The following is a 20371-nucleotide window of genomic DNA, read 5'->3' on the forward strand; positions in this document are numbered from 1 at the left end:
CCCGAGCGCCGCAGGCGACGCGGAGCGCCGACCACGCACCTACAACGACGCCATTTCGGCGCGACGCGGCGCGCGAGACGCGCGCGGCGCGGAGGCCGAGCCGCCGCCTCGATGTAGGCGCGACAACCGCAGATAGCGCGGTGACCGGACCGCGGCGACGAACGGCTACGCAGGGTCACGCGCGGAGACGTAATGGTACGTGAGGAGACGCGAGGACACGTGAGGAGACGCGAGGACACGTGCGGACACGAGGTAAACCTGTTGAATCACGATAGATTTGTCTTGCCGGTTGGCAACGCGCGACACTAGATTCCCATCATCCGATTCACCGCCGCTCGGCCAGGTTCTGGGCAGGACTGGTTGATCTCACGGACGCACAGCGATGTGCGCATCCCCCGCCGGGGGACCTCGAGGCACCATGACCCTGCGATGGATCGGGCGGACGCTCGTCGCCCTGGCGGCATGCCTGGCTCTCACGCTCCTCTTCGCGCCCGCGGCGCGCGCCAAGGTCTCTCCCATCGACGAGGAGCTCGCGAAGACGCTCGCCCGGCACGGGTTCACCGGAGAGATCGAGTCGACGCTGGAGTCGCGGCTGGGGCGGAAGATCGACAAGCAGCTGGCGAAGCTCGGGCGTGAGCTGTTCTACGACAGCATCCTCGGCCTGAACGAGGACAACTCGTGCTCAGGTTGCCACTCGCCCACGACGGGCTTCGCCGACACGCAGTCGATCTCGATCGGCATCGAGAACAACGGCGTGGTCGGGCCGGGCCGCGAGGGGCCGCGCAATCAGCGCCGGGCGCCCACGGTCATCAACTCGGCGTTCTATCCCGCGCTGATGTGGAACTCGCGGTTCTTCGCGGTGTCCGGCGACCCGTTCGACAACGGCCAGGGCTTCTCGTTCACCTCCCCGGAGGGGACGTCGCTCTCGTCGTTGCCGCACCTGCTCGTCGCGCAGGCGTTCATCCCGCCGACCGAGATCCCGGAGATGACCGGGTACAAGGCGCCGACGTCGCACGACGTGGTGCGCGAGGAGGTCGCGGAGCGCGTGAACGGGGTGCAGGCGTACCGCCGCCGGTTCGGCCGGAGCTTCGACGCGGTGAAGCGGGGGAAGCCGATCACCTACGAGATGATCGCGATCGCCATCGCCGAGTTCGAGATGTCGCTCACGTTCGCCGACGCGCCGATCGACAGGTTCGCCCGCGGCCGCCGGAACGCGATGACCCTGGCCCAGAAGCGCGGCGCGCTGCTCTTCTTCGGCGAGGCGGGGTGCGTCGGCTGCCACGCCGTGTCGGGAGAGTCGAACGAGATGTTCAGCGATTTCCAGCAGCACGCCATCGGCGTGCCGCAGATCGCGCCGACCGACGATCCGGCGCTCTCCAACGTGGTCTTCGACGGCCAGAACGCCGACGAGGACTTCGGGCTGGAGCAGGTCACGGGCGACCCGGCCGACCGGTACAAGTTCAGGACGTCGCCGCTGCGCAACGTCGCCCTCCAGCCCACGTTCTTCCACAACGGCGCGTTCACATCGCTGGAGGGGGCCATCCGCCACCACCTCGACGTGTACAGGTCGGCCACGGAGTACACGAACGATCACCTCGCGCCGGACCTCCAGGGCAAGATGGGCCCGCTCGCCCCCGTCCTCGCCGCCGTCGACCCGCTGCTGCAGGAGCCGATCGATCTGACCGAGGAAGAGATCGGCTGGCTCTGCGCCTTCGTGGGCGAGGCGCTGCTCGACCCGCGCGCGACCCCGAAGCGGCTCGAGGCGCTCATCCCGGCGGAGCTCCCGAGCGGCCGCGCGCTCCACGACTTCGAGTAACCACGGCGTGGGCAGCCGGTGCTCACCGGCGACCCTCCCCTCAGGGGCGGCTCAGGGGCGCTCCAGGCAGGTCCTCAGCGACTCCCACTGGATGCTGCACTCCTCGAGGTACTTCGCTGGATCACAGTTGTCCTCGGCGTGGTTGCGGCACTCGAGGTACGACTCCCACGCGCCGTCACAGCCAGCCTCCTCCGCCTCCTCGGTGTCGGCGCTGCAGGTGTCGAGGCAGCTCTCCTCGGTCGTGGCGTCGCCCGGGCACTCCACCTGTCGCTCGCAGAGCTCGGGACACCCCTCCTCCTCGCCGTGGCCGCTGTCGCAGCTCAGGGCGACGAGGGAGAGCGCGGCGAGCCCCATCCTTGCAATGACCTTCATCGGGTCATCGTACCATGAGAGGGGCGCCGGGCGCGCGAGCGGGCGAGGGCCCGGATCAGGGAAGGAGCCGGGAGATGAAGCTCCACTTCGTCGAGCGGCCGGACTTCATGGCCAGGACCGTCGTCACGCCGATGACGCCGGCCGTGAGGGCGATGTTGAGCGGCCCCATCACGTTGAGGAGCTGCTGCAGCGCCGCGGCCTTCGAGGGCGTGCGCGGCGACGGCGTGTCGCCGTCGTGGACGGGCACGGCGCGGGCGGGCGCCTGCTCGCTCATCTGCCTCCCGCTCACCATGTTGACGACGCTCGTCGCGAGCGTCGCGCCGAGCAGGATGTCCTTCAGGTGCACCAGGGTGCGCGTCTCCTCGTCGATCGACCGGCCCGAGATCATCGTCCGCCCGATGAACCAGGTGGCCGCGGCGGTGCCGAGCGAGATCGCATTGACGAGGTTGTAACGTTGCCACGCGTCGGCGAGCACCTTGCCGCGCTCGGCCTCGGAATGGATATCCTTGACCGCCTGATGCAATGCCAGACGGCCAAAGAGAGGGCCGCCGAACCCCGCGGCCAGACCGAGCTCATGCAATACCCACGCGGACGTCGAGAGTGTAGCCATGTTGTTCCACCTCGTCGCGACGCCCCAAGCAAGATCGTGCCCAGCGCCGGACCGCGCTCCGTGATCCAGGTCGTCGCAGGCGCGCCGGCTCGGCCGGACGCGCGCGATGATGGCGCCGGCATGGCGCGTGCGTGAAAGCCCGTCGAAAAGCCCGTCGAGGCGAGGCGGGCTGAGGCCGCCATGTCACCAGGAGGATAGAGAAGCGGGCTGGAGAGACGCCCGGAGCAGCGCGCCCCGGGCAGCCGGGCGCCACTGTGACCATCGGCCCCTGCGAGGCAGTTTGTCTCATGCGCTGCCGCGTCCTGCTCGGCGCGCCGGGCACGCGAACGCTGCGGACCGCGCCGTCTTCGTGCTGCACAGCGTCGGCCCGCGTCGTGCTTTCGCGCCCGGCCAGGACGCGCGCGGGCAGGTCGCGCGAGCCGCAGGAGCACCATGAGCGAGCTGAACGATGGGCGGAGGGCCCTCGAGCCCACGGGCGCATCCGGGATCTCCGGGAGCTCGGACGGCGCGAGCGCGGAGCGTGGGGCGCGGAACCGCGCGGCCCGGGGCGAGGGGCGCGGTCCGGAGACGTTCGTGTCCGCGTCGGCGACCAGCGACGTGTACGGCGCGCGGCCGGCGGCGCTCGGGGAGAAGACGGCGCTCGAGGCGCACTCGGCCTTCTTCGACAGGAACAACGACGGGATCATCACGCTCCGCGAGACCTACGAAGGGCTCCGCGCGATCGGGATCGGACGCGTGCTCTCCGCGTGGTTCGCGCTCGTCATCAACGGGGTGCTCGGGCCCCCGACGGCCCGATCGTTCGTCCCCACGCTCTCGATCACCCTCGCGAACATCCACCGCGGCAAGCACGCGAGCGACACGGGCGTTTACGACAAAGACGGCAGGTTCGACCCGGTGAAGTTCGACGAGCTGTTCGCGCGCTGGGACAGGGACCGCGACGGCGCCTTGAACGCGCGCGAGCTCGTGGCGCGCACGCTGGGAGATCGCGACTTCCTCGACGTGCTCGGCTTCCTGGCGTCAGCAGGCGAGTGGGCGGTGCTCTACGCGCTCGCCGGCAAAGGAGGGAAGCTGACGCGCGAGCAGCTCCGTCGGATGTACGACGGGACGCTCTTCTACGAGCTCGAGCGCGAGAAGCAGGCGGCCCGGAGCGCCTGAGGCGCCACGGCGTGAGCGACAGGAACAGAAGAAGAGGAGACAATCACCCTGCCATGACACTTGACCCCATGACGCTCCACGCCAGATCGCCCGCGCCGTGACATCGATCCTCGCCGCCGTCAGGGCGCGTATCTCGGACAAGCACCTGGGTTACCTCGCGGTCTTCGCGTTCTCCGCGGGCGCCGCCTGGCTCTGCGTCCTCGATATCGCCCTCAAGCAGCCAGTCGCGATCGACTTCAAGTCGTTCTATACGGCCGCCGTCGCGGCCAGCCGGGGGCTCGACGTCTACGACGTCACCGTCCTCGAGTCGATCGCCAGGGAGCTGCAGCTCCCGCACGAGCTGACGTTCCCCTATCTCTATCCGCCGTTCTTCGCGCACACCTTCTCGTGGCTCGCGCGCCTGCGGCCGAACGTCGCCCAGGAGGTTTGGTCGACCGTGGCCGTCGTCAGCTACGGCCTCGCCGCGACGTTCGCCGTCGTCGCGATCCGGCGCGCGACGCGGGGCGCGCCGGATCGCGACGACGCCGCGCGCGGGCCCGCGATCCCCACGGTCCTGCTCGCGCTCATCGCCTTCCTCGCGTGGGCGCTCAACCTGCGCAACAGCCTGGCGATGGGGCAGGTCAACCCGCTGGTGCTCGCGTTCATCTGCGCGGCGCTCGCGCTCTCGCTCTCGGGCAAGGACACCCCCGCGGGGCTCGCCCTCGCGGTCGCCGCAGGGATCAAGGTCACGCCCATCCTGCTCGCGGTTCCCTGGGTGATCCAGCGGCGTTTCCGCGCGCTCGCCGGGCTCGCCGCCGGGCTCGCCGCCCTCGTCGTGATCAGCCTGCCGTTCGGCGCGGCGCCCGCGTGGGTCGAGTTCCTGAGGCGGCTGCCGCGCATGTCGCACGGCGCCAGGATCCCGGGCCTCTTCGATCCGGGCACGGCGGCGAACTTCTCGCTCGCCGGCTTCTACGCGCGGCTCTTCGGCCAGGACGCCGCCACGATCAAGGTCGCGTCGGTGATCACCGTCCTGCTCCTCGTCGGCGCGGCGCTCGCGCTGGGCGGCCGCGCCGCCACGCCCGAACGCTCGCTCCGGCTGCTCCTGCCGCTGCTCGTCGCGATGGTGGTCGCGAGCCCGTTCACCTACGTGCACCACGTGCTCTACCTCTTCCCGGCCGCGCTCTACGCGCTCGACCGGGCGGTGGAGGACGAGCGCCGGCTCGAGACGGGCGCGCTGGTGGTCCTGATCTCGCTCGCCACCATCGACTTTCCGTATGTCTACGAGCGCTTCAAGGCGCCTTTGCCGCCCCTCGCGCTCTCGGTGAACCTGTATGTGCTGCTCGCGATCTACGCGCTCGGCATGGTCCTGCTCTGGCGGGAGCGGCGCGAGGGTTCGGCCGCGCCCGGGGCGGTCGCGCCGGCGGGCGACGGCGAGCCGACGCGCGGATTCGACAGAGGAGCGCCGATCACGGTGGCCGCAGCCGAGGCGCTCGCGCCGGAGCGCGACAGCGGCGCGCCGCACGGCCTGGGCAGCGGCGCGCCCGCCACGTCGGCCTCCACCGGCGCATGACGGCCGCGGCGCCGCCGCGGGCTCACGTCGACAGGTACGTCACGCCGCCGCTCAGGAGGGCATGTCCACGGTCGCCGCTGAACTCGCGGTCCGTCGTCGAGAGGTGCGAGGCGACGAGCGCGGCGGCCGCAGGGCGGAGCACGTCGGCGATCGCCTGCCGGCGCAGCAGGCGGAGCTCGGCCGGGGGCACGAATCCGTGGGTGGGCGGGATGTCGCCGCCAGCAGGGGTCGGCGCGGAGCCCACCTGGTCGAGCGCGCGCGCGAAGGTCGCGGCGACGCGCTCCCGCAAGCCCGCGCCGCCCACCGTGACGGCCCAGCGGACGAACGCCCAGGCGAGCTCGGCGTGACGCGCCTCGTCGCGGGCGATCGCCTGGAGCGCCATGCGCACCGCGGGGGCCTCCGCGGTCTGGGCCGCGACCTCCGCCTCGATGGCGGACAGGGTCTCTCCCACGCAGCCCTCGACCACCGTGGCGAGGGTGAGGGCCTCGAGCGATCCGACGTCGTCGAGCGCGCCGCGCAGGGGCAGCGGGCCGACGCCCACCGGCTCGCCGGCGTACGCCGAGGCGACCGCGAGCGCGAGGCGGGCGTGCCGCACCTCGTCGATCGCCGCGCGGTGCGCGGCCTCGAGCAGCGCAGGCGGCGCGCCGAGCGCCATCAGCCCGAGCGCGAAGCGGCCGAAGGAGGCGACCGAGGCGTGCTCGCTCTGGCCGCGCTCGGCCCAGCGCCGGGCGAGCTCGCGGCGCGCAACCGGCGGGAGCGCGCGCAGGTCGGTGTCCGCGAGCGCGCGCTCGAAGCGCCGCCAGTCGGTCCGGGACCAGGCGCTCGGAGCGCGGGAGAGCGGGGCGACGCGCGGCTCGCCCCGGACCAGGAGCGGGCGCCCCTCGCAGCTGATATGCCCGACGAGATAGCAGCAGCTCGCCGGGTCGGACGCGGCGCGGTTCGCGTACGGGCCCTGGATCGACCGGGCCCCGCCCTCGCCGTCGCCGTCGCACAGGCACGATCCCGAGCCGGGCGGCAGGCCGTCGAGGTGCGGGGCAGCCTCGGAGGCCGCAGGACAGGCGCCGTCGACCGGCGCCGCGCAGTGCACCTCGTAACAGCACTGCCCGTAATAGCCGCCGTCATGAAACGGCCCGACGCAGGTCGGCTCCGGCGTGGGATCGAGCGGCGCCGAGGCGTCCGGAGGATCGGTCTCGCCGCCTCCGCCGGACTCCGAGGTTGCGCCTTCAGGAGGATTGGAGCTGGAGCCGGACTCGACCTGCGGGCCACAGCCAGACGCCAGAGCGAGGCTCGCGCCCCACTGGGATGCGAGGAGGATGCGGACCAGAAAAGCTCTCATGGCCCGCGACAAAGCAAGGCATGTACCGCGCGAACAACCGTGTTTCCGGTCGCCACGATCGCGCCGACGTGCCAACATGTGCCATCACGTTCTCCGCGGCAGCCATGCGCGCTGCTCGCCGCGGAGAGCGTCAAGGAGCGGTGAGGCCGCGATGCGGATCGTGCTCGACAGCTCCGTCGCCATCGCCTCGATGAAGCCCGCCGAGCCGGGGCACGCGGACGCGCTCGCCTTCCTCGAGCGCGCCCGCGCAGCCGTCGCGGCGGGCGCGGCACGCGTGCTGGCGCCGCCCGAGCTGTGGCTGGAGGTGTACGTGGCCGAGCAACGGCTCGCCGCGCCGCGCCCGTCGCCCCGGCGCGCCCCGGCGGCGAGCGCGAGCCCTCTGGCCGCGCTGGCGGGCCTCGCGGTCGAGCTGGTCGCGCCCGCGGGTGAGGACGCGCTCACGGACTTCCTCGGTCTGCTGACGCGGCGCATGCGCGGCCGCAGGCCGTTCGCGAACGCGACCGACCTCGTGTACCTGTGGGCCGCGCACGGCGCGGAGGCGACCGTGGTGACGCTCGATGAGGGGCTCCTCAAGTACCACGGCGTGGTCTGCGACGTGACGCGGCCGCAGCACGTCCGGCTCGGGTAACGCGCCGCGCCGAACGGCAAGGCACCTCACGACACCGCTGCTCCGGAAACGTCAGCGACGGCAAAGCACGCCCTCGACTGCCGCGCTGGATGGTCGCGCTACAATGTTGCGCTCTGCGCGTATGCGCTTGTCGCGCCCATCGAGTAAGGCTATCCCTGAGCGTCGCAGCGGAGCGCGCGGAGCCCGCGAGCCCGGGCTGCGCACCGAGGCGCATGCGAAGAACATCGCTCCATTCACCGGTCCTGCCGGTGGGTCTGGCCCTGCTCACCACGCTGGCCGCGTCGCAGGCCCACGCGCGCCGCAACGGGGTGGCGGTGGACGGGTGCAACGGGTGCCATAACGGCGGCGCGACGCCGAGCATCACCGTCGACATGAACCCGAAGAACCCGGCGGCCGGCGAGGCGGTGACTCTGCAAGTCGCGATCTCGGCCGCGAACATCAACGTCGGCGGGCTCTATGTGCGCACCGGCGTAGGAAGGTTCGCCGCCATCGACGGTCAGAGCACGAAGCTCATCGACGATCACCAGCTCGTCCACGACACGCCGAAGCGGGCGAGCGGCGGCGTCGTGCGCTTCGACGCGCGGTGGACGGCGCCGCCGACGCCGGGCGGCGTCGTCTTCGAGGTGTGGGCCGTCTCGGCCAACGGCGATAACTTCTCGCGTGGAGACGGCGCGCAGTCCGCCAGCGCCGCGTTCGCGTACGGGTGCGCCGGAGAGACGTATTACCTCGATCGCGACGGAGACGGCCACGGTGACCCCGGCATGCCCAGGGTCGATTGCACCCAGCCTCCGGATCATGCCGCCGTCGGCGACGACTGCGACGACTACAGCATCAACATCCATCCGGACCAGGCCGAGGTCTGCAACGGGCGCGACGACAACTGCAACGGTGAGATCGACGAGGACCTCGAGGTCACGACCCATTACGAGGACTCGGACGGCGACGGGTACGGGTCGTTCTTCGGCGCGACGGTCATGGCGAAGTGCCCCCCGGAGGGGTTCGCGCCGAGCTCGAACGACTGCAACGACAGGTCTCCGAGCGTCCACCCGGACGCTGTCGAGATATGCAATCTGATCGACGACGATTGCGACGAGCGGATCGACGAGGGCATGCGCGAGGTGTGCGGCGTCGGCATGTGCGCGCGGGAGGCGAGCACGTGCACCGCCGGGTCGTGCACGCCCGGCGAGCCGACGGCAGAGGTCTGCAACGGGCTCGACGACGACTGCGACGGCCAGGTCGACGAGGACCCGGGCATCTGCGGGCCGGGCGGGAGCGGCAGCGCGAGCAGCGGCGGCGCGAGCAGCGGCGGCGCGTCCGGGAGCTCCGGCGCGGGGACCCCGGGCTCCTCGGGGAGCGGCGCGCCCGCGGAGGAGGGCGGCGGCGGGCAGTCCGGCGGCTGCGCGATCGACCCCCAGGGAGGGTCTCCATGGCGGCTCGTCCCCCTCCTCTCGCCGCTCGCGTTCCTCGCGTTGCGGCGCCTGCGGCGAGCTGGCAGGGTGCGGTAGATCCCCCCTCCCTGGCTCGAGGTCACACGCATGCTCTACCGCCGGTTCGGTCGTACCGAGATCAAGATGCCCGTCCTCTCGTGCGGAGGGATGCGGTACCAGCAGTCCTGGAACGACCGCGACCGCGTCTCGCCCGAGAGCCAGCGCAATGTCGAGGCGTGCATCGCGCGGGCGCTCGAGCTCGGCATCAACCACATCGAGACCGCGCGGGGATACGGCACGAGCGAGGAGCAGCTCGGGCAGATCCTGCCGAAGCTGCCGCGCGACCGGATCATCGTCCAGACGAAGGTCAGCCCGGACGCGGATCCTCGGAAGTTCCTCGAGACGTTCGAGCGATCGATGAAGCTCCTTCGCCTCGATCACGTCGACCTGCTCGGGATCCATGGCGTCAACGACGAGACGCGCCTCGCGTGGTCGCTGCGCGAAGGGGGCTGCGTCGACGCCGCGCTCGAGCTGAAGCGGCAGGGGCGCGCGCGCGCGGTGGGGTTCTCGACGCACGGGTCGCCGCGCGTGATCACGGCGATGGTGAAGGACGGTCGCCTCGATTACGTCAACCTGCACTGGTATTACGTGAACCAGTTCGCATGGCCGGCCATCCAGGCTGCCGCCGAGCGCGACATGGGGGTGTTCATCATCAGCCCCACCGACAAGGGGGGCCGGCTTTACGAGCCGACCGACAAGCTGGTGCGGCTCTGCGACCCGCTCTCTCCGATCGTGTTCAACGACATGTTCTGCCTCGCGCGCCCCGAGATCCACACGATCAGCGTCGGGGCGGCGCGCCCGTCCGACTTCGACGAGCACATGAAGGTCCTGCCGCTGCTCGAGGGCGAGGGCGAAGGCGCCGCGCAGGCCGCGCTCGCGCCGATCCTGCGCAGGCTCGACGAGGAGCTCGCGCGAGTGCTCGGCCGCACGTGGGTCGACACATGGCACGTCGGCCTGCCCGAGTGGGAGGCCGTCCCGGGGCAGATCAACATCCGCGAGATCCTGCGGCTCTACAACCTCGCCAAGGCGTTCGACATGACGGCCTACGGCAAGGTGCGGTACAACCTGCTCGGCAACGGCGATCACTGGTTCCCCGGCAACCGCGCCGAGCGCGCGCGGGAGCTCGACCTCGCGCAGGCCCTCGCCGAGGCGCCGCAGCGGCACCGCATCGCCGAGGCGCTGGTGGAGGCGCACGCGCTGCTCGCCGGGCAAGAGGTCAAGCGCCTCGGCAAACACTGAGTCTCGCGCGCGCCGAGCTCCCGGATGGCGCGGCATGGCGCCATGAACGGGGCCGCCCGCCGGGGGACGTCACGAGGCCGTCTTCTGGCGCTTCGGCCAGTACACGTGGAAGGTCGCGCCGGCGTAAGGCTCGGACTCGAGCGCCACCTTGCCGCCGCGCGTCTCGACGATCTTCTTCACGACCGACAGGCCGATCCCGGTGCCCTCGAGCTTGTCGCGCGCCTCGAGGGTCTGGAAGATGCCCCAGATGCGCTCCTGGAACTGCGGCGGGATCCCGGGGCCGTTGTCCTTCACCGTGAAGTCGTGGAAGTCGCCCGCGTCGACGCACGCGATCTCGATCACGGCGTCCGCGCGGCGCGCGTGCTTCAGCGCGTTGCCGATGAGGTGCATGAACACCTGCTGCACCGGGACGCGCTCGGCGAGGAGCGTCGGCATGCCGTCGCCGACGACGATGGTCGCCTCGGGCGGGGGCGCGAGGAGCTCGAGGCACTCCGCGACGACCGCGCCGACGTCCACGGGAGAGAGCTTGTCGCGGACGCGGCCGGCGCGCGAGTAGCTGAGGATGCCCTCGATGAGCGCCTCGAGGCGGTGCACGCGGCCACGGAGCATGCGCATCTGGTGGCGCGCCTCGTCGTTCATCTTGTCGGCGAGCCCCTCCTCGATCCACTCGGACAGGCTCGCGATGCCCCGGAGAGGGGCCTTGAGATCGTGGGAAGCCACGTAGGCGAACTGGTCGAGATCCTGGTTGGTGATCGCGAGCGCGTGGGCGAGCTGCTCGGCGCGCCGGCGCGCGCGCACCTGGTCGGTGACCTCGAAGGCGAGCACGGCGATGCCCTCGACCCGGGCGGCGGCGTCGTAGATGGGCTGGTAGATGAAGTTGAAGAAGCACTCCTCGATCTCGCCGCCGCGCTCGAGCGACGCGGGGAACTCGTTGCCGAAGAACGGCTCGCCCGTCGCATACACCCGGTCGAGCAGCGGGACGACAGCCGGCGCGGTCTCGGGCAAGGCGTCACAGAGGCGCTTGCCGAGGAGATCGCGGTTGCCGATGAGCTCGAGATACCGCGGGTTCGCGAGCTCGAAGACGTGCTCGGGCCCGCGCAGGACGCAGATGCCGGCCGGGGCCTGCATGAACAGCGTCTCGAGGCGCGACCGGTGCCGCTCGGCCTCGGCGAGCGCGGCCTGCTCGCGCGCGAGGAGCTCGGCGCGCTCCTCGGCGCGGAGGCGCTCGTCCTGGTAGGCCCGGGCGCCGGAGATGGTGGTCGCGATGTGGCTGGCCGCGAGCTCGAAGAAGTCGCTGTAGGCGGCGTCCAGCGCGCGGCGCGGGCTGACGCCGACCACGAGGAAGCCCTGGAGCGCGGGCTGCCCGGCGCGCGCGAGCGGCAGAACGACCGCCTCGCGGGCCGGCTCGGGCCACTGGCCGCCGGGGAGCTCGCCGAACCGCCCGGCGGGGGTGTCGAGGCGCAGGCACTGGCGGGTCCGCGCGACGTGCGAGAGCGGCCACACGGCGCCCTCGTCCGCGAGCGAGACGCGCTCGGGGCTCGCGCGGCCGCCGGGAGCGAGGCCCTCGGCGGCGGCGAGGCGGGCCTCCGCGCCGCCGGGCTCGATCAGGTAGAGCAGCGCGAACGGCACGTCCGCGGAGCGCTCGACGAGCGTGCTCACGGAGCGCGCGCACGTCTCTTCCACGGAGACCATCGCCGCCGCGGCCGACTGGGCGCCGAGCGCGCGGAGCGCCCGGAGGCGGCGATCGCTGAGGACGCGCGCGGTCGTCTCGGCGCACGCGCAGAAGATGCCCCCGATGGTGCCGTCCTCGATCAGGACAGGAGCATAGGAGAACGTGAAGTATGTCTCCTCGAGATAGTCATTGCGCGAGAGGATCAGCTGGAAGTCTTCGGACCACGTCGCCTGCCCGGTGGCGCGCACCCCGTCGAGCATCGGGCCGATGACGTCCCAGATCTCGCTCCAGCACTCGCGCCCCGGGCGGCCGAGGAACTGCGGGTGCTTCGTGGCGCCGAGGATCGGGCGGTACGCGTCGTTGTAGAAGCGGGCGTACTCGGGTCCCCACCAGATCTCGATGGGGTGACGGGAAGCGAGGCAGATGCTGACGGCGGTGCGCAGGCTCTGCGGCCAGGTCTCCACGGGTCCGACAGGGGTGCGCGACCAGTCGTGATCGCGCATGAGCTGCGCCATCTCGCCGTCGCCGGCGAGGAACGGCGCGTCGATGGGCCTGGCCGCGGCCCCGGGGTGGTGGCTCTCCTGCATGGCTCTCCCGTATATCTGTACATGGTGCAGCGGCGCTGTCACATTTCGCGCCCCGCCGCGCCGAGCCGGGGAACGTCTGGGCAGCCCGCCCGCCCGCGCGACCTGGCTGAGCCGCCGCTCGCCCGCGCTCTATCGTGAGAGGGCGTGAGGAGGCGCGTCTCATCCTTTCGTGGTCGTGGGGCGTCGTGGCGGCGTGCTCATCCGGTCCGGGCGAGCTCCTTGTCCGCGGGCGACTCGGCCTCGCCCGGGGCGGCGGTGTCGACAGGCTTCAGGTCGCTCGTCGCCGGCCCGCGGATCACGCGGCCCGTGCACTCGAAGCGCGAGCCGTGGCAGGGGCAGTCCCAGGTCCGCTCGGCCGGGTTCCACGCCACGATACAGCCGAGGTGGGTGCACACGGCCGATCGCTCGTGGACATGGCCCTGCGGGTCGCGGTAGACGGCGAGCTTCGTGAGCCCCCGCCTCATGATCGCGCCTGTCCCCGGGGCGAGCTTCTCCACGTCGTCGAGATCGCCGCCCGTCAGCCAGTCGGTGTACTGCGCCGCCGTGTTCAGGTTCTCCTTGAGGTACTCCGACGCGGAGTGCAGGGTGAGGTTCACGCGGGTCGGGTCGTAGAGCCCGGCCCACGCGTTCTCGCGGCCGTGGACGAGGTCGTTCACGAGCAGGCCCGCGATCGTCCCGTGGGTCATGCCGTTGCCGCAGTCGCCGGTCACGATGAGGATGCGAGACTCCTTCTTGAGGCGGCCGATGAACGCGAGGCCGTCGGCGGTCTCCATGACCTCTCCGGACCAGCGGTGGACGACCGGGCCCGCCTGGGGGAAGCGCTCGCGCGCCCACGCCTCGAGCCGCGCGTGGCGCTGATCCGCGTCGTCGGCCTGGCCGGTCTTGTGGTCCTCGCCGCCCACGATGAGGAGCTCGTCCGGCCCGTCGGCGCCGTCGAGGTTGCTGAGCCGGACGTAGTGGAACGGATCCTCGGTGTCCCAGTAGAGGCCAGGAGGGATGGTGCCGCGCGGCACGCGCACGGCGATGACGTACGTCCTGTACCCCGCCTGCTTCAGGTGCACGGAGATCCAGGGCAAGAAGGGTGAGTTCGTGGCGAGCACGACCTCGTTGGCGATGATGTTCACGCCCCGGTCCGTCTTGACGACCACGTGCTCTGGCTCGGCCTGCTCGTCGACGTCGACGACGTGCGCCCTCGTGTAGATCTTGCCCCCGTGGCGCTCGACGGCGCGGGCGAGGCCGGCGAGGTAGCGGAGGATGTGGAACTGACCCTGCTCCGGGAACGCCGCCGCGATGCCGGTGTTGAACGCCTCGATCGGCGCGCGCTCGACCCCGTGTACGCGGTCGAGGCCGGCCTGGTGAGCGGCCTTGATCTCGTCCTCGATCGTGCTCGACGGCTGCCCCGGCGCGGCGAACAGGTACCCCGACACCCTGCGGAAGTCGCAGTCGATCCCCTCTTCCTGCACGATCCGCTCGATGGTGTCGATGGCGGTCGTGTGGCTCGCGGCGGCGAGGCGGAGGCGCTCCGGCGCGTGGAGCTTCGCGAGCTCGGTCCAGCGGCGGTCGAGCGCGTTCACGATGTGCGCTGTCGTGAACCCGCTCTCACCGCCGCCGATCACGCCGTCGTCGAGGACGATGACGCCCCTGCCCTCCTTGGCCAGCATGTACGCGGTCGTGAGCCCGGCGATCCCCGCGCCGACGACGCACACCGTCGTCCTGTGCTCGGTCGCGAGCGGAGCGATGGGCGGGAGCACTGCGTGGGTCCATGCAGTGTCCTTATCGTATGCTCGATCCGTCATTGAGGCCTCCCGGTCGTGGCGAGCCGCCCTGCCGAGCGGCGGTCCCTGTGCTCCCGCGCCCTGCAAACGGTCTGCCACGCAGCGCAGGCCGAGAGCGGCGCGTCAACCGCGCGAGCGGCGCCGGGCGCGTGGCAATTTGCGACAGGACATGTGGCGAGCGGTGCAGTTGGCCGTGCAGGAGCGCGCCCGCGCGGCGGAGGGCTGGTGGGCCGCTCGGTCAGATCGGCTGTTCGTTGAAGGCGAGGATCAATCCTTGTCGAACGCGTGCCGCCGGAGCTCCGCGTCCAGCCGCACCACGGACCGGGCATGCGCGCGGCGCTCGGCGGCGGACAGGGCCGGGTGCACGCAGCCCGCGAGGATCTCGAGCGACTCGACGATGCGCGGGCCAGGGCGGTTGAAGAAGGCGTTGCCGTCGGCGATGTACACGCGGCCTTGCGCAACGGCGCGGTAGCTCGCCCACGGGAGGGCGCGCGGAAGGAGGTCGAGTTCCTCGAGCGTGCGCTCGAGGGGGAAGCCGCACGGCTTGATCAGCACGACGTCCGGGTCGAGCGCGGCGAGGTCGTCCGGGGAGAGCGTGGGCGCGTGGTCGCCGGGGCGGGCCACGAGCGGCTCCCCGCCCGAGAGGGCGATGAGCTCCGGCATCCACACGCCGCCGATCATGACCGGATCGATCCACTCGACCGCGAGCACGCGCGGCCGGTCCGGCGCCGCGGCCGCGCGCGCGGCGACGGCGGCGACGCGCGCGTGCAGTCGCTCGAGGAGCGCCTCGCCCTCGGCCGCGCGGCCGATGGCCTCGGCGACGCGGCGGATGTCCGCCCAGATGTCGTCGAGCCGCGTCGGGTGCAGGTTGACGAGGTGCACGTCGCCCCACGCCAGCCGGGCGACCGCGGCGCGCACGTCGTCGAGCGAGACGGCGCAGACGTCGCAGAGGTCCTGCGTCACGATCACGTCCGGCCGCGCCTTGCGGAGGGCGTCCACGTCGATGTCGTAGACCGCGAGCGCGTCCCGGAGGACGTCGCGGACCGCAGTGTCGATCTCCCGGCTGGAGCGCGCCGGCCTGAGCCGCGGGCGCGTGAGCACCGGGAGGCCCTCGAGCCCCTCGGGGAAGTCGCACTCGTGAGAGATGCCGACGAGCTCGCCTTTCGCGCCCAGCGCGCAGACGATCTCGGTCGCGGACGGCAGCAGGGAGGCGATGCGCATGCAGGGATTCTATGCTGCGGAAGAACCCGGGGAAGATCGCCCCGCGCCCCTACCTCGAGGCCCCCGGGCGCCGCGCGGCCGGCCCGTCCGCTGGTGAGGCGACGAGCGGCACGTCATAGTAGGTGCGCCGCTCGCCGGGGCCCGCGCCCGGCCACACGGCCCAGCCCTCCCAGGCGCCCGTTTGCTTCTTCAAGCAGCGCGTGTGCACCCGGAGCCTCGAGTGGTCTCGCCACAGCTCGACGACGTTGTAGAGGCGCGGGATCGACTCCGGGCGCTCGCGCATCGAGGCGCCGAACGAGCCGGCGCCCGTGACATACACGCTCCGCGTCGGGTGCAGATAACCGATGTGATCGGCGCGGTCCTCGTGCACATGGCCGTGCAGGCACAGGCGGACACCCGCCTTCTGGAGGCTGCCGACGAAGGCGTCGTCCTGGATCTTCTCGTTCCCGGTGACGGGGTGGTGCCACACCGCGATGCGCAGCACCGCGGCGTCCGGCGCGAGCCGACCCTCCTGCCGAGCCCGCTTCTGCTGGAGATCGGCGTCCGCGATCCCGCGCGCGAGCGCGCCCGGGGAGATGCCGGAGCGCTCCGGCCAGTACTCGTCGATCTCCCAGGCCGAGTTCATCGCGAAGAACTGGAGCCCCGCGTCCGGGAACATGAGCGGGACGCACTGCTGCTCGGGCGCGAGCGGATAGGGCTGCTGGAGCAGCGGATGATAGAGATACTGCGAGAAGTTCCGGAAGCGGTTCGGATACAGCGCCTCGTCGCGCACCTCGTAGAGATCGCCCTGTTCCTTGTACCGGCCCGGGACGAGCTCCTTCGAGTCGACCAGGCGCCTCTTGACGGTGCGGTAGACGGGCTCGTTCCAGTCGAGGTCGTGGTTCCCGGGCGCGAGGATGCAGCGCTCGGCCGTGAGGTCGAAGCGCGCGATGATGCCGGAGATGAGCTCGCGCGCCTTCTCGAACTCCGACGGTGAGGCGCGGTTGGTGACGTCGCCCGAGACGACGAGGAAATCGAGCTTGTCGAGGCCGAGGCCGTCGACTCGGTCCTCGAGGTCGGCCGCGAGCGGCTGGAGGAGCGCGACAGGGTCGGCGTCGGCGCGCACGTGCAGGTCGGACAGGTGCAAGATGCGGATGGGCTGCTCGGGCGCGCCGCTGGCCGCGGTCTGCGCGCGCTGGATCTGGTTCAAGCTCACCTTCGTCTCCGTGACGGTCTTCTTTCGTTCGTCCGACGCTGTCGTCTTCAAGGCCTGGATCCGGCGATCGAGCTCGTGGCTCCGCGCCCGAGCCTCGGCCGCGCCGAAGGTCAGCGGCAAGCGCGCCTCGCACTCGGGGCAGCCGATGTCGCCGAGCCCCTTCTCGAGCCGCGCGCGCACTGCCTTCTCGGGCATCTCGCAGCCGCACGCGCACGTCATCGTGAGCTGCTCCACGATGTCGACCCCGTGCTCGCGGAGGTGGTCCTCGACATAGCCCACGAAGAGCTGTCGCGTCGTCTCGGAAGCGCCCTCGTCGAAATACACGTCGAGCCGCGCGATTCCCCGCGCGCCGGCCCCGCCGCGCTGCGAGCGGCGCACGCCCGCGGTGCCCTGGCCGGCGCGCGAGAACTCGGCGCGGTCGTCCCAGAGGCGCATCGGGCCGAAGGCGCGGCCCACGGCGAGCGACGTGACGACGGAGGCATAGATGTTGTCGACGGCGCCGGAGAACTCGTAATACAGCGCCACGGGGTGAGGGGAAGGTGGGTTGTGTTCGTTCGGCTGGAAGAGCGAGGGGAACACGAGCAAGCCTTCGTGTCGGATGCAGATGCCGTGCTGGAGGAGGAGCTCCACCACGCAATCGAGGACCACGAGCTCCTGGTCGCGGCGGAGACGCTCGCCGTCGGCGAGGCGCGGCAGCTTCACCGCCGGCGAGAAGAGCGTGGCGAGGTCGATGGCGGCGATGCCGCGGGGGTGGCTCCGCGCGAGGACGATGAGCGAGCCGGCGTAGCGCTCGATCTGCTCGACCTGGAGGACGAGCGCCCGCGTGCCGTCGGCGAGCCGGCTGTCGGCGAGGGCGCCCCGGCGCGCGAGCTGCTGGACCACGGCGCGGATGGCCTCGGGATCGTAGCTCCCCGGGTCCTCGTCGCGGAGGATCTGCTCGAGCTCACCGAGCGGCAGGACGACGCGCTTCGCGGCGGCCTGGGCCTCGATCGCGCTGCGGATCCGGCGGAAGAGCTCGGGCTGGCTGATCCTGCCGAGCTCGGACCAGTCGATGCCGCGCGCGATGGCCTGCCGCAGGGCGCCGAGCCCCAGGCCCTCCTTCGCGCTCGTCGGCACGTATTCCTGGAACCCCAGGCGGCGGACGAGGTGCTCGATGGCCTCGCGATCGACCGGGGCGAGCTCGTCGTCGAGCTTGGTGCCGACAAGGATCTTCCGGATGGAGCGCGCCTGGTGATGTCGCTCCAGGCGTCTGTCCCACGCCTCGATCTCGTCGAGCGCCGCCTGCCCGCGGCGGGGCTCGATCGCCATGAGCGCCACCGAGGTATCGCCGAGGAAGAGCTGGTGGACCAGCCGGTACTCGCTCTGGCCGCCGAGGTCCCAGAGGACGATCTCGCGCTTCTCGCCGTGCGGCGGCGAGCGATGCGCCGCGTCCTCGGGCAGGACGGCGCCGAGGCGCTCGGCGGGCAGGGACCAGAAGTGCATGCCGTGGGTCGAGCCGAGCTCCTCGTAACGGTCCTCGGCGAGGCGAAGCGCGAGGCACGATTTGCCGGCGCTCCCCTCGCCCACGAGGACGACCTTGGCGCTCACGGAGTGCGCGGTGCGCGGCTCCCTGGAGGCGCTCTTGAGCAATGCATCGATGTCGATGTCCCACACGCGGAGATTCCAGCCGCCGAGCGTGGCGAGCGCGGGCGCGACCGGCGAGAAGGCGACACCGCCGTGGAACTGGCGCGAGGTGGCCTCGATGATGGTGGCGACAGCGTCCCAGGTGTCCGTGCGCCAGAGCTTCACGGTCCCGTCGTGCGACTTCGTGGCGAGGAGCCGGCCGTCGTGCGAGAACGAGACGCTCGTCACCGCGTCGGCGTGGGCGACGAGGGTGACGGCGGGCTGCGGGCTCTCTCGTTCGGTGTCGTAGACGGCCACGGTGCCATCCCAGGATGCGGCGGTGAGGAGACGGCCAGTCGGCGCCCAGGCGAGGTCGAGCACGCCGTTGGAGGGGCCCTTCATCGTTCGCTCGATGGTCCGCGTCGCGGCACTCCACAGGTCGATGGTCCACTCGCGGAACGACGCGGTCGCGAGGCACGCTCCGTCCGGTGACCAGGCGTGGGCGTGCGTATGCGTCGTATGGCCGAACGTGGACGCGAACGCCGCCCCCACCTGGAACTGCTCCACCGTGTCGAATCGCCCTTGCCACGTGACGACGTTTTCGCGAGGCTCCCACGCGACGGCACGGCCGCCCGTGAACAGGTGACCGCGCACGCGCATCGGCGTGCCGCCGTGCGCCGCGTCCCAGACGAGGAGACAGTCCTCCGAGATGGAGGCGAGGAACCGCCCGTCGTGCGACCAGGCCACATCGAGCACGTAGCTCTGGTGGGCTTGCTCCGACCACACGGATATGCCCCTCACGAGATCCCAGACGATCACCCTGCCATCCGCGTGGCCGGATGCGAGGCGCGCTCCGTCGGGCGACCATGCAGGCCGCAGGGCGATCGCCTTCCCTGCGCCGATCGACCGGCGCAGGGTGACGCCGACGGGAAGCGGAGGTACCTCAGCCGAGAAGCGCGCGGGGAACAACGCGGCCACGGGCTGCGTGAACGATTCGAACTCAGGATACCTGGAGATCGCGAAAGAGCCCTCGGAAGTGAGATCGAACCTATGGACATCCGCTTCTGCAATCAGGCGCCTCGACGCCGAGGAGACGAAGAGCCTCGGCCAGAGGTGGAAGCGCTCCCCCGCGACGTCGACCCCTCCCGCCGCATACCCGGGCTCGTACCCGGGCTCGTGCCCGTCGGGGTCGCTCATGCCGAAGAGGGAGCGCGTTTGAAAGAACGGGCCCTCGATCGGCCTCGAGGTCCGCCCGTGCCCCGAGAGGTAGAGAAAGAAACGGCCCTTGGCGAGCGCGCTCAGCTCGAGGCGCGTCACGTCGAGCATCTGATGGGGCGGGTGATGCGAGAGCACAAGCCATGGGCCGCTTCCTTCATCACCGACGAGTGTTTCGATCACGTCGCCGGCGAAGCGCGTGTCCACGTCATGCAGCCCCGCCCAGCCGCCGGGACCGAGCTGCGGGTAGGCCGAGTTCAGGCCGAGCACGCCCAGCCGAAGGCCGTCCTTCTCGAGAACATGGGCGAAATCGCCTGGCACGGTAGGCTCCGGGCCGCCGGTGCGCGGCGGGCAGCGCCGCCTTTGCCACGCAAGAAACGGCTCAAAAGCAGACGCAACAGCATCCCAGAACGGTTGCCGGATGTGCGGCTTCCCATCGCGCGCGGCGCGGAGCGATACGCGGAGGACCGGATCGCGCCACGCTGCCACGTGCTCGCCTGATCGCGGCCAGAGGGCATCGTGGCCGCCTGGAACTGCCAGCACCACCGGTCGCGACCCGAGCTCCGCCAGGTAAGCGAGCAGCGAGTCGAGAAACACGTCGACGAGCTCGAACTCCTTCGGTAAGCCGTGCTGCGTCAGGTCCCCGGTGAGGATCAGCGCGTCCCATGGCCCGGTCTTGGCGTGCAGGCGCCGGAGATCGCGCTCGAGCTCCTCAAGGATCTCCGGATCGAAGAGCCTCGATCCGCTCACCCCCATCCGCAGATCCGACAGGTGCAGCCAGTTGATATGAGCCAAGAGTGTCTCCTTGGTGCGGCTCGCGTCGGGCCCGCGGCCGACGAGGATACGCGAAACCTGCGCGACGGACAGCCTCGAGCTCAGCCGCTGTCCCCTCCCGGCGAGCTCCGCCACCTC

General features: G+C 71.4%; 13 protein-coding genes. 6 read left to right on the forward strand and 7 right to left on the reverse strand.

Annotation, left to right across the window (positions count from 1 at the left end; all coding sequences use genetic code 11):
- The first annotated feature begins 418 nt into the window (after positions 1 to 418).
- Complete coding sequence (locus tag WME96_RS38495) at positions 419 to 1816, forward strand: cytochrome-c peroxidase (protein ID WP_437286539.1); 1398 nt, start codon at positions 419 to 421, stop codon at positions 1814 to 1816.
- 51 nt (positions 1817 to 1867) lie between these two features.
- Here the strand turns inward: WME96_RS38495 and WME96_RS38500 are convergent, their stop codons facing one another.
- Both WME96_RS38500 and WME96_RS38505 read right to left on the reverse strand, forming a co-directional pair.
- Positions 1868 to 2188 carry a hypothetical protein gene (locus WME96_RS38500; protein ID WP_437286540.1) on the reverse strand — a complete coding sequence of 107 codons (321 nt, stop codon included), beginning with the start codon at positions 2186 to 2188 and terminating at the stop codon, positions 1868 to 1870.
- Positions 2189 to 2243: 55 nt separating this feature from the next.
- On the reverse strand, positions 2244 to 2798 hold the full coding sequence (locus WME96_RS38505) for a hypothetical protein (RefSeq protein WP_437286541.1): 555 nt from the start codon (positions 2796 to 2798) through the stop codon (positions 2244 to 2246).
- 432 nt (positions 2799 to 3230) lie between these two features.
- Between WME96_RS38505 and WME96_RS38510 the strand changes: the two genes are divergently transcribed.
- On the forward strand, positions 3231 to 3953 hold the full coding sequence (locus tag WME96_RS38510) for a caleosin family protein (protein ID WP_437286542.1): 723 nt from the start codon (positions 3231 to 3233) through the stop codon (positions 3951 to 3953).
- 97 nt (positions 3954 to 4050) lie between these two features.
- Positions 4051 to 5502, forward strand: coding sequence for a glycosyltransferase family 87 protein (locus WME96_RS38515; protein WP_437286543.1), 1452 nt, complete (start codon positions 4051 to 4053; stop codon positions 5500 to 5502).
- A gap of 22 nt (positions 5503 to 5524) precedes the next feature.
- Here the strand turns inward: WME96_RS38515 and WME96_RS38520 are convergent, their stop codons facing one another.
- Complete coding sequence (locus WME96_RS38520; RefSeq protein WP_437286544.1) at positions 5525 to 6838, reverse strand: hypothetical protein; 1314 nt, start codon at positions 6836 to 6838, stop codon at positions 5525 to 5527.
- 151 nt (positions 6839 to 6989) lie between these two features.
- Between WME96_RS38520 and WME96_RS38525 the strand changes: the two genes are divergently transcribed.
- The 3 genes from WME96_RS38525 (at position 6990) to WME96_RS38535 (ending at position 10192) form a co-directional block, all read left to right on the forward strand.
- Complete coding sequence (locus WME96_RS38525; RefSeq protein WP_437286545.1) at positions 6990 to 7466, forward strand: PIN domain-containing protein; 477 nt, start codon at positions 6990 to 6992, stop codon at positions 7464 to 7466.
- A 212-nt stretch (positions 7467 to 7678) separates the two neighbouring features.
- Entirely contained in the window at positions 7679 to 8971 is a 1293-nt protein-coding gene (locus tag WME96_RS38530) for a putative metal-binding motif-containing protein (RefSeq protein WP_437286546.1), read from the forward strand.
- 30 nt (positions 8972 to 9001) lie between these two features.
- Entirely contained in the window at positions 9002 to 10192 is a 1191-nt protein-coding gene (locus WME96_RS38535) for an aldo/keto reductase (RefSeq protein WP_437286547.1), read from the forward strand.
- Positions 10193 to 10261: 69 nt separating this feature from the next.
- On the opposite strand, the gene WME96_RS38540 is transcribed toward WME96_RS38535, so the two are convergent.
- From WME96_RS38540 to WME96_RS38555, 4 genes are all read right to left on the reverse strand, one after another.
- The gene (locus WME96_RS38540; RefSeq protein WP_437286548.1) at positions 10262 to 12451 is read right to left on the reverse strand and encodes a sensor histidine kinase; all 2190 of its coding nucleotides are present in this window, start codon (positions 12449 to 12451) and stop codon (positions 10262 to 10264) included.
- A gap of 197 nt (positions 12452 to 12648) precedes the next feature.
- The gene (locus WME96_RS38545; RefSeq protein ID WP_437286549.1) at positions 12649 to 14247 is read right to left on the reverse strand and encodes an FAD-dependent oxidoreductase; all 1599 of its coding nucleotides are present in this window, start codon (positions 14245 to 14247) and stop codon (positions 12649 to 12651) included.
- A 246-nt stretch (positions 14248 to 14493) separates the two neighbouring features.
- Entirely contained in the window at positions 14494 to 15447 is a 954-nt protein-coding gene (locus WME96_RS38550; protein ID WP_437286550.1) for an ABC transporter substrate-binding protein, read from the reverse strand.
- 49 nt (positions 15448 to 15496) lie between these two features.
- Positions 15497 to 20254 carry a metallophosphoesterase gene (locus tag WME96_RS38555; RefSeq protein WP_437286551.1) on the reverse strand — a complete coding sequence of 1586 codons (4758 nt, stop codon included), beginning with the start codon at positions 20252 to 20254 and terminating at the stop codon, positions 15497 to 15499.
- Positions 20255 to 20371: the final 117 nt, after the last annotated feature.

The organism is Sorangium sp. So ce406, from assembly GCF_051474675.1.
Taxonomy (GTDB): Bacteria; Myxococcota_A; Polyangia; order Polyangiales; family Polyangiaceae; genus Sorangium; species Sorangium cellulosum_G.

Bases quoted from the DNA above. Each gene is read 5' to 3' on its own strand.
- WME96_RS38495 (WP_437286539.1), top strand. From the start codon at position 419: ATGACCCTGCGATGGATCGGGCGGACGCTCGTCGCCCTGGCGGCATGC.
- WME96_RS38510 (WP_437286542.1), top strand. From the start codon at position 3,231: ATGAGCGAGCTGAACGATGGGCGGAGGGCCCTCGAGCCCACGGGCGCA.
- WME96_RS38500 (WP_437286540.1), bottom strand. From the start codon at position 2,188: ATGAAGGTCATTGCAAGGATGGGGCTCGCCGCGCTCTCCCTCGTCGCC.
- WME96_RS38520 (WP_437286544.1), bottom strand. From the start codon at position 6,838: ATGAGAGCTTTTCTGGTCCGCATCCTCCTCGCATCCCAGTGGGGCGCG.
- WME96_RS38525 (WP_437286545.1), top strand. From the start codon at position 6,990: ATGCGGATCGTGCTCGACAGCTCCGTCGCCATCGCCTCGATGAAGCCC.
- WME96_RS38530 (WP_437286546.1), top strand. From the start codon at position 7,679: ATGCGAAGAACATCGCTCCATTCACCGGTCCTGCCGGTGGGTCTGGCC.
- WME96_RS38535 (WP_437286547.1), top strand. From the start codon at position 9,002: ATGCTCTACCGCCGGTTCGGTCGTACCGAGATCAAGATGCCCGTCCTC.
- WME96_RS38545 (WP_437286549.1), bottom strand. From the start codon at position 14,247: ATGACGGATCGAGCATACGATAAGGACACTGCATGGACCCACGCAGTG.
- WME96_RS38540 (WP_437286548.1), bottom strand. From the start codon at position 12,451: ATGCAGGAGAGCCACCACCCCGGGGCCGCGGCCAGGCCCATCGACGCG.
- WME96_RS38550 (WP_437286550.1), bottom strand. From the start codon at position 15,447: ATGCGCATCGCCTCCCTGCTGCCGTCCGCGACCGAGATCGTCTGCGCG.
- WME96_RS38505 (WP_437286541.1), bottom strand. From the start codon at position 2,798: ATGGCTACACTCTCGACGTCCGCGTGGGTATTGCATGAGCTCGGTCTG.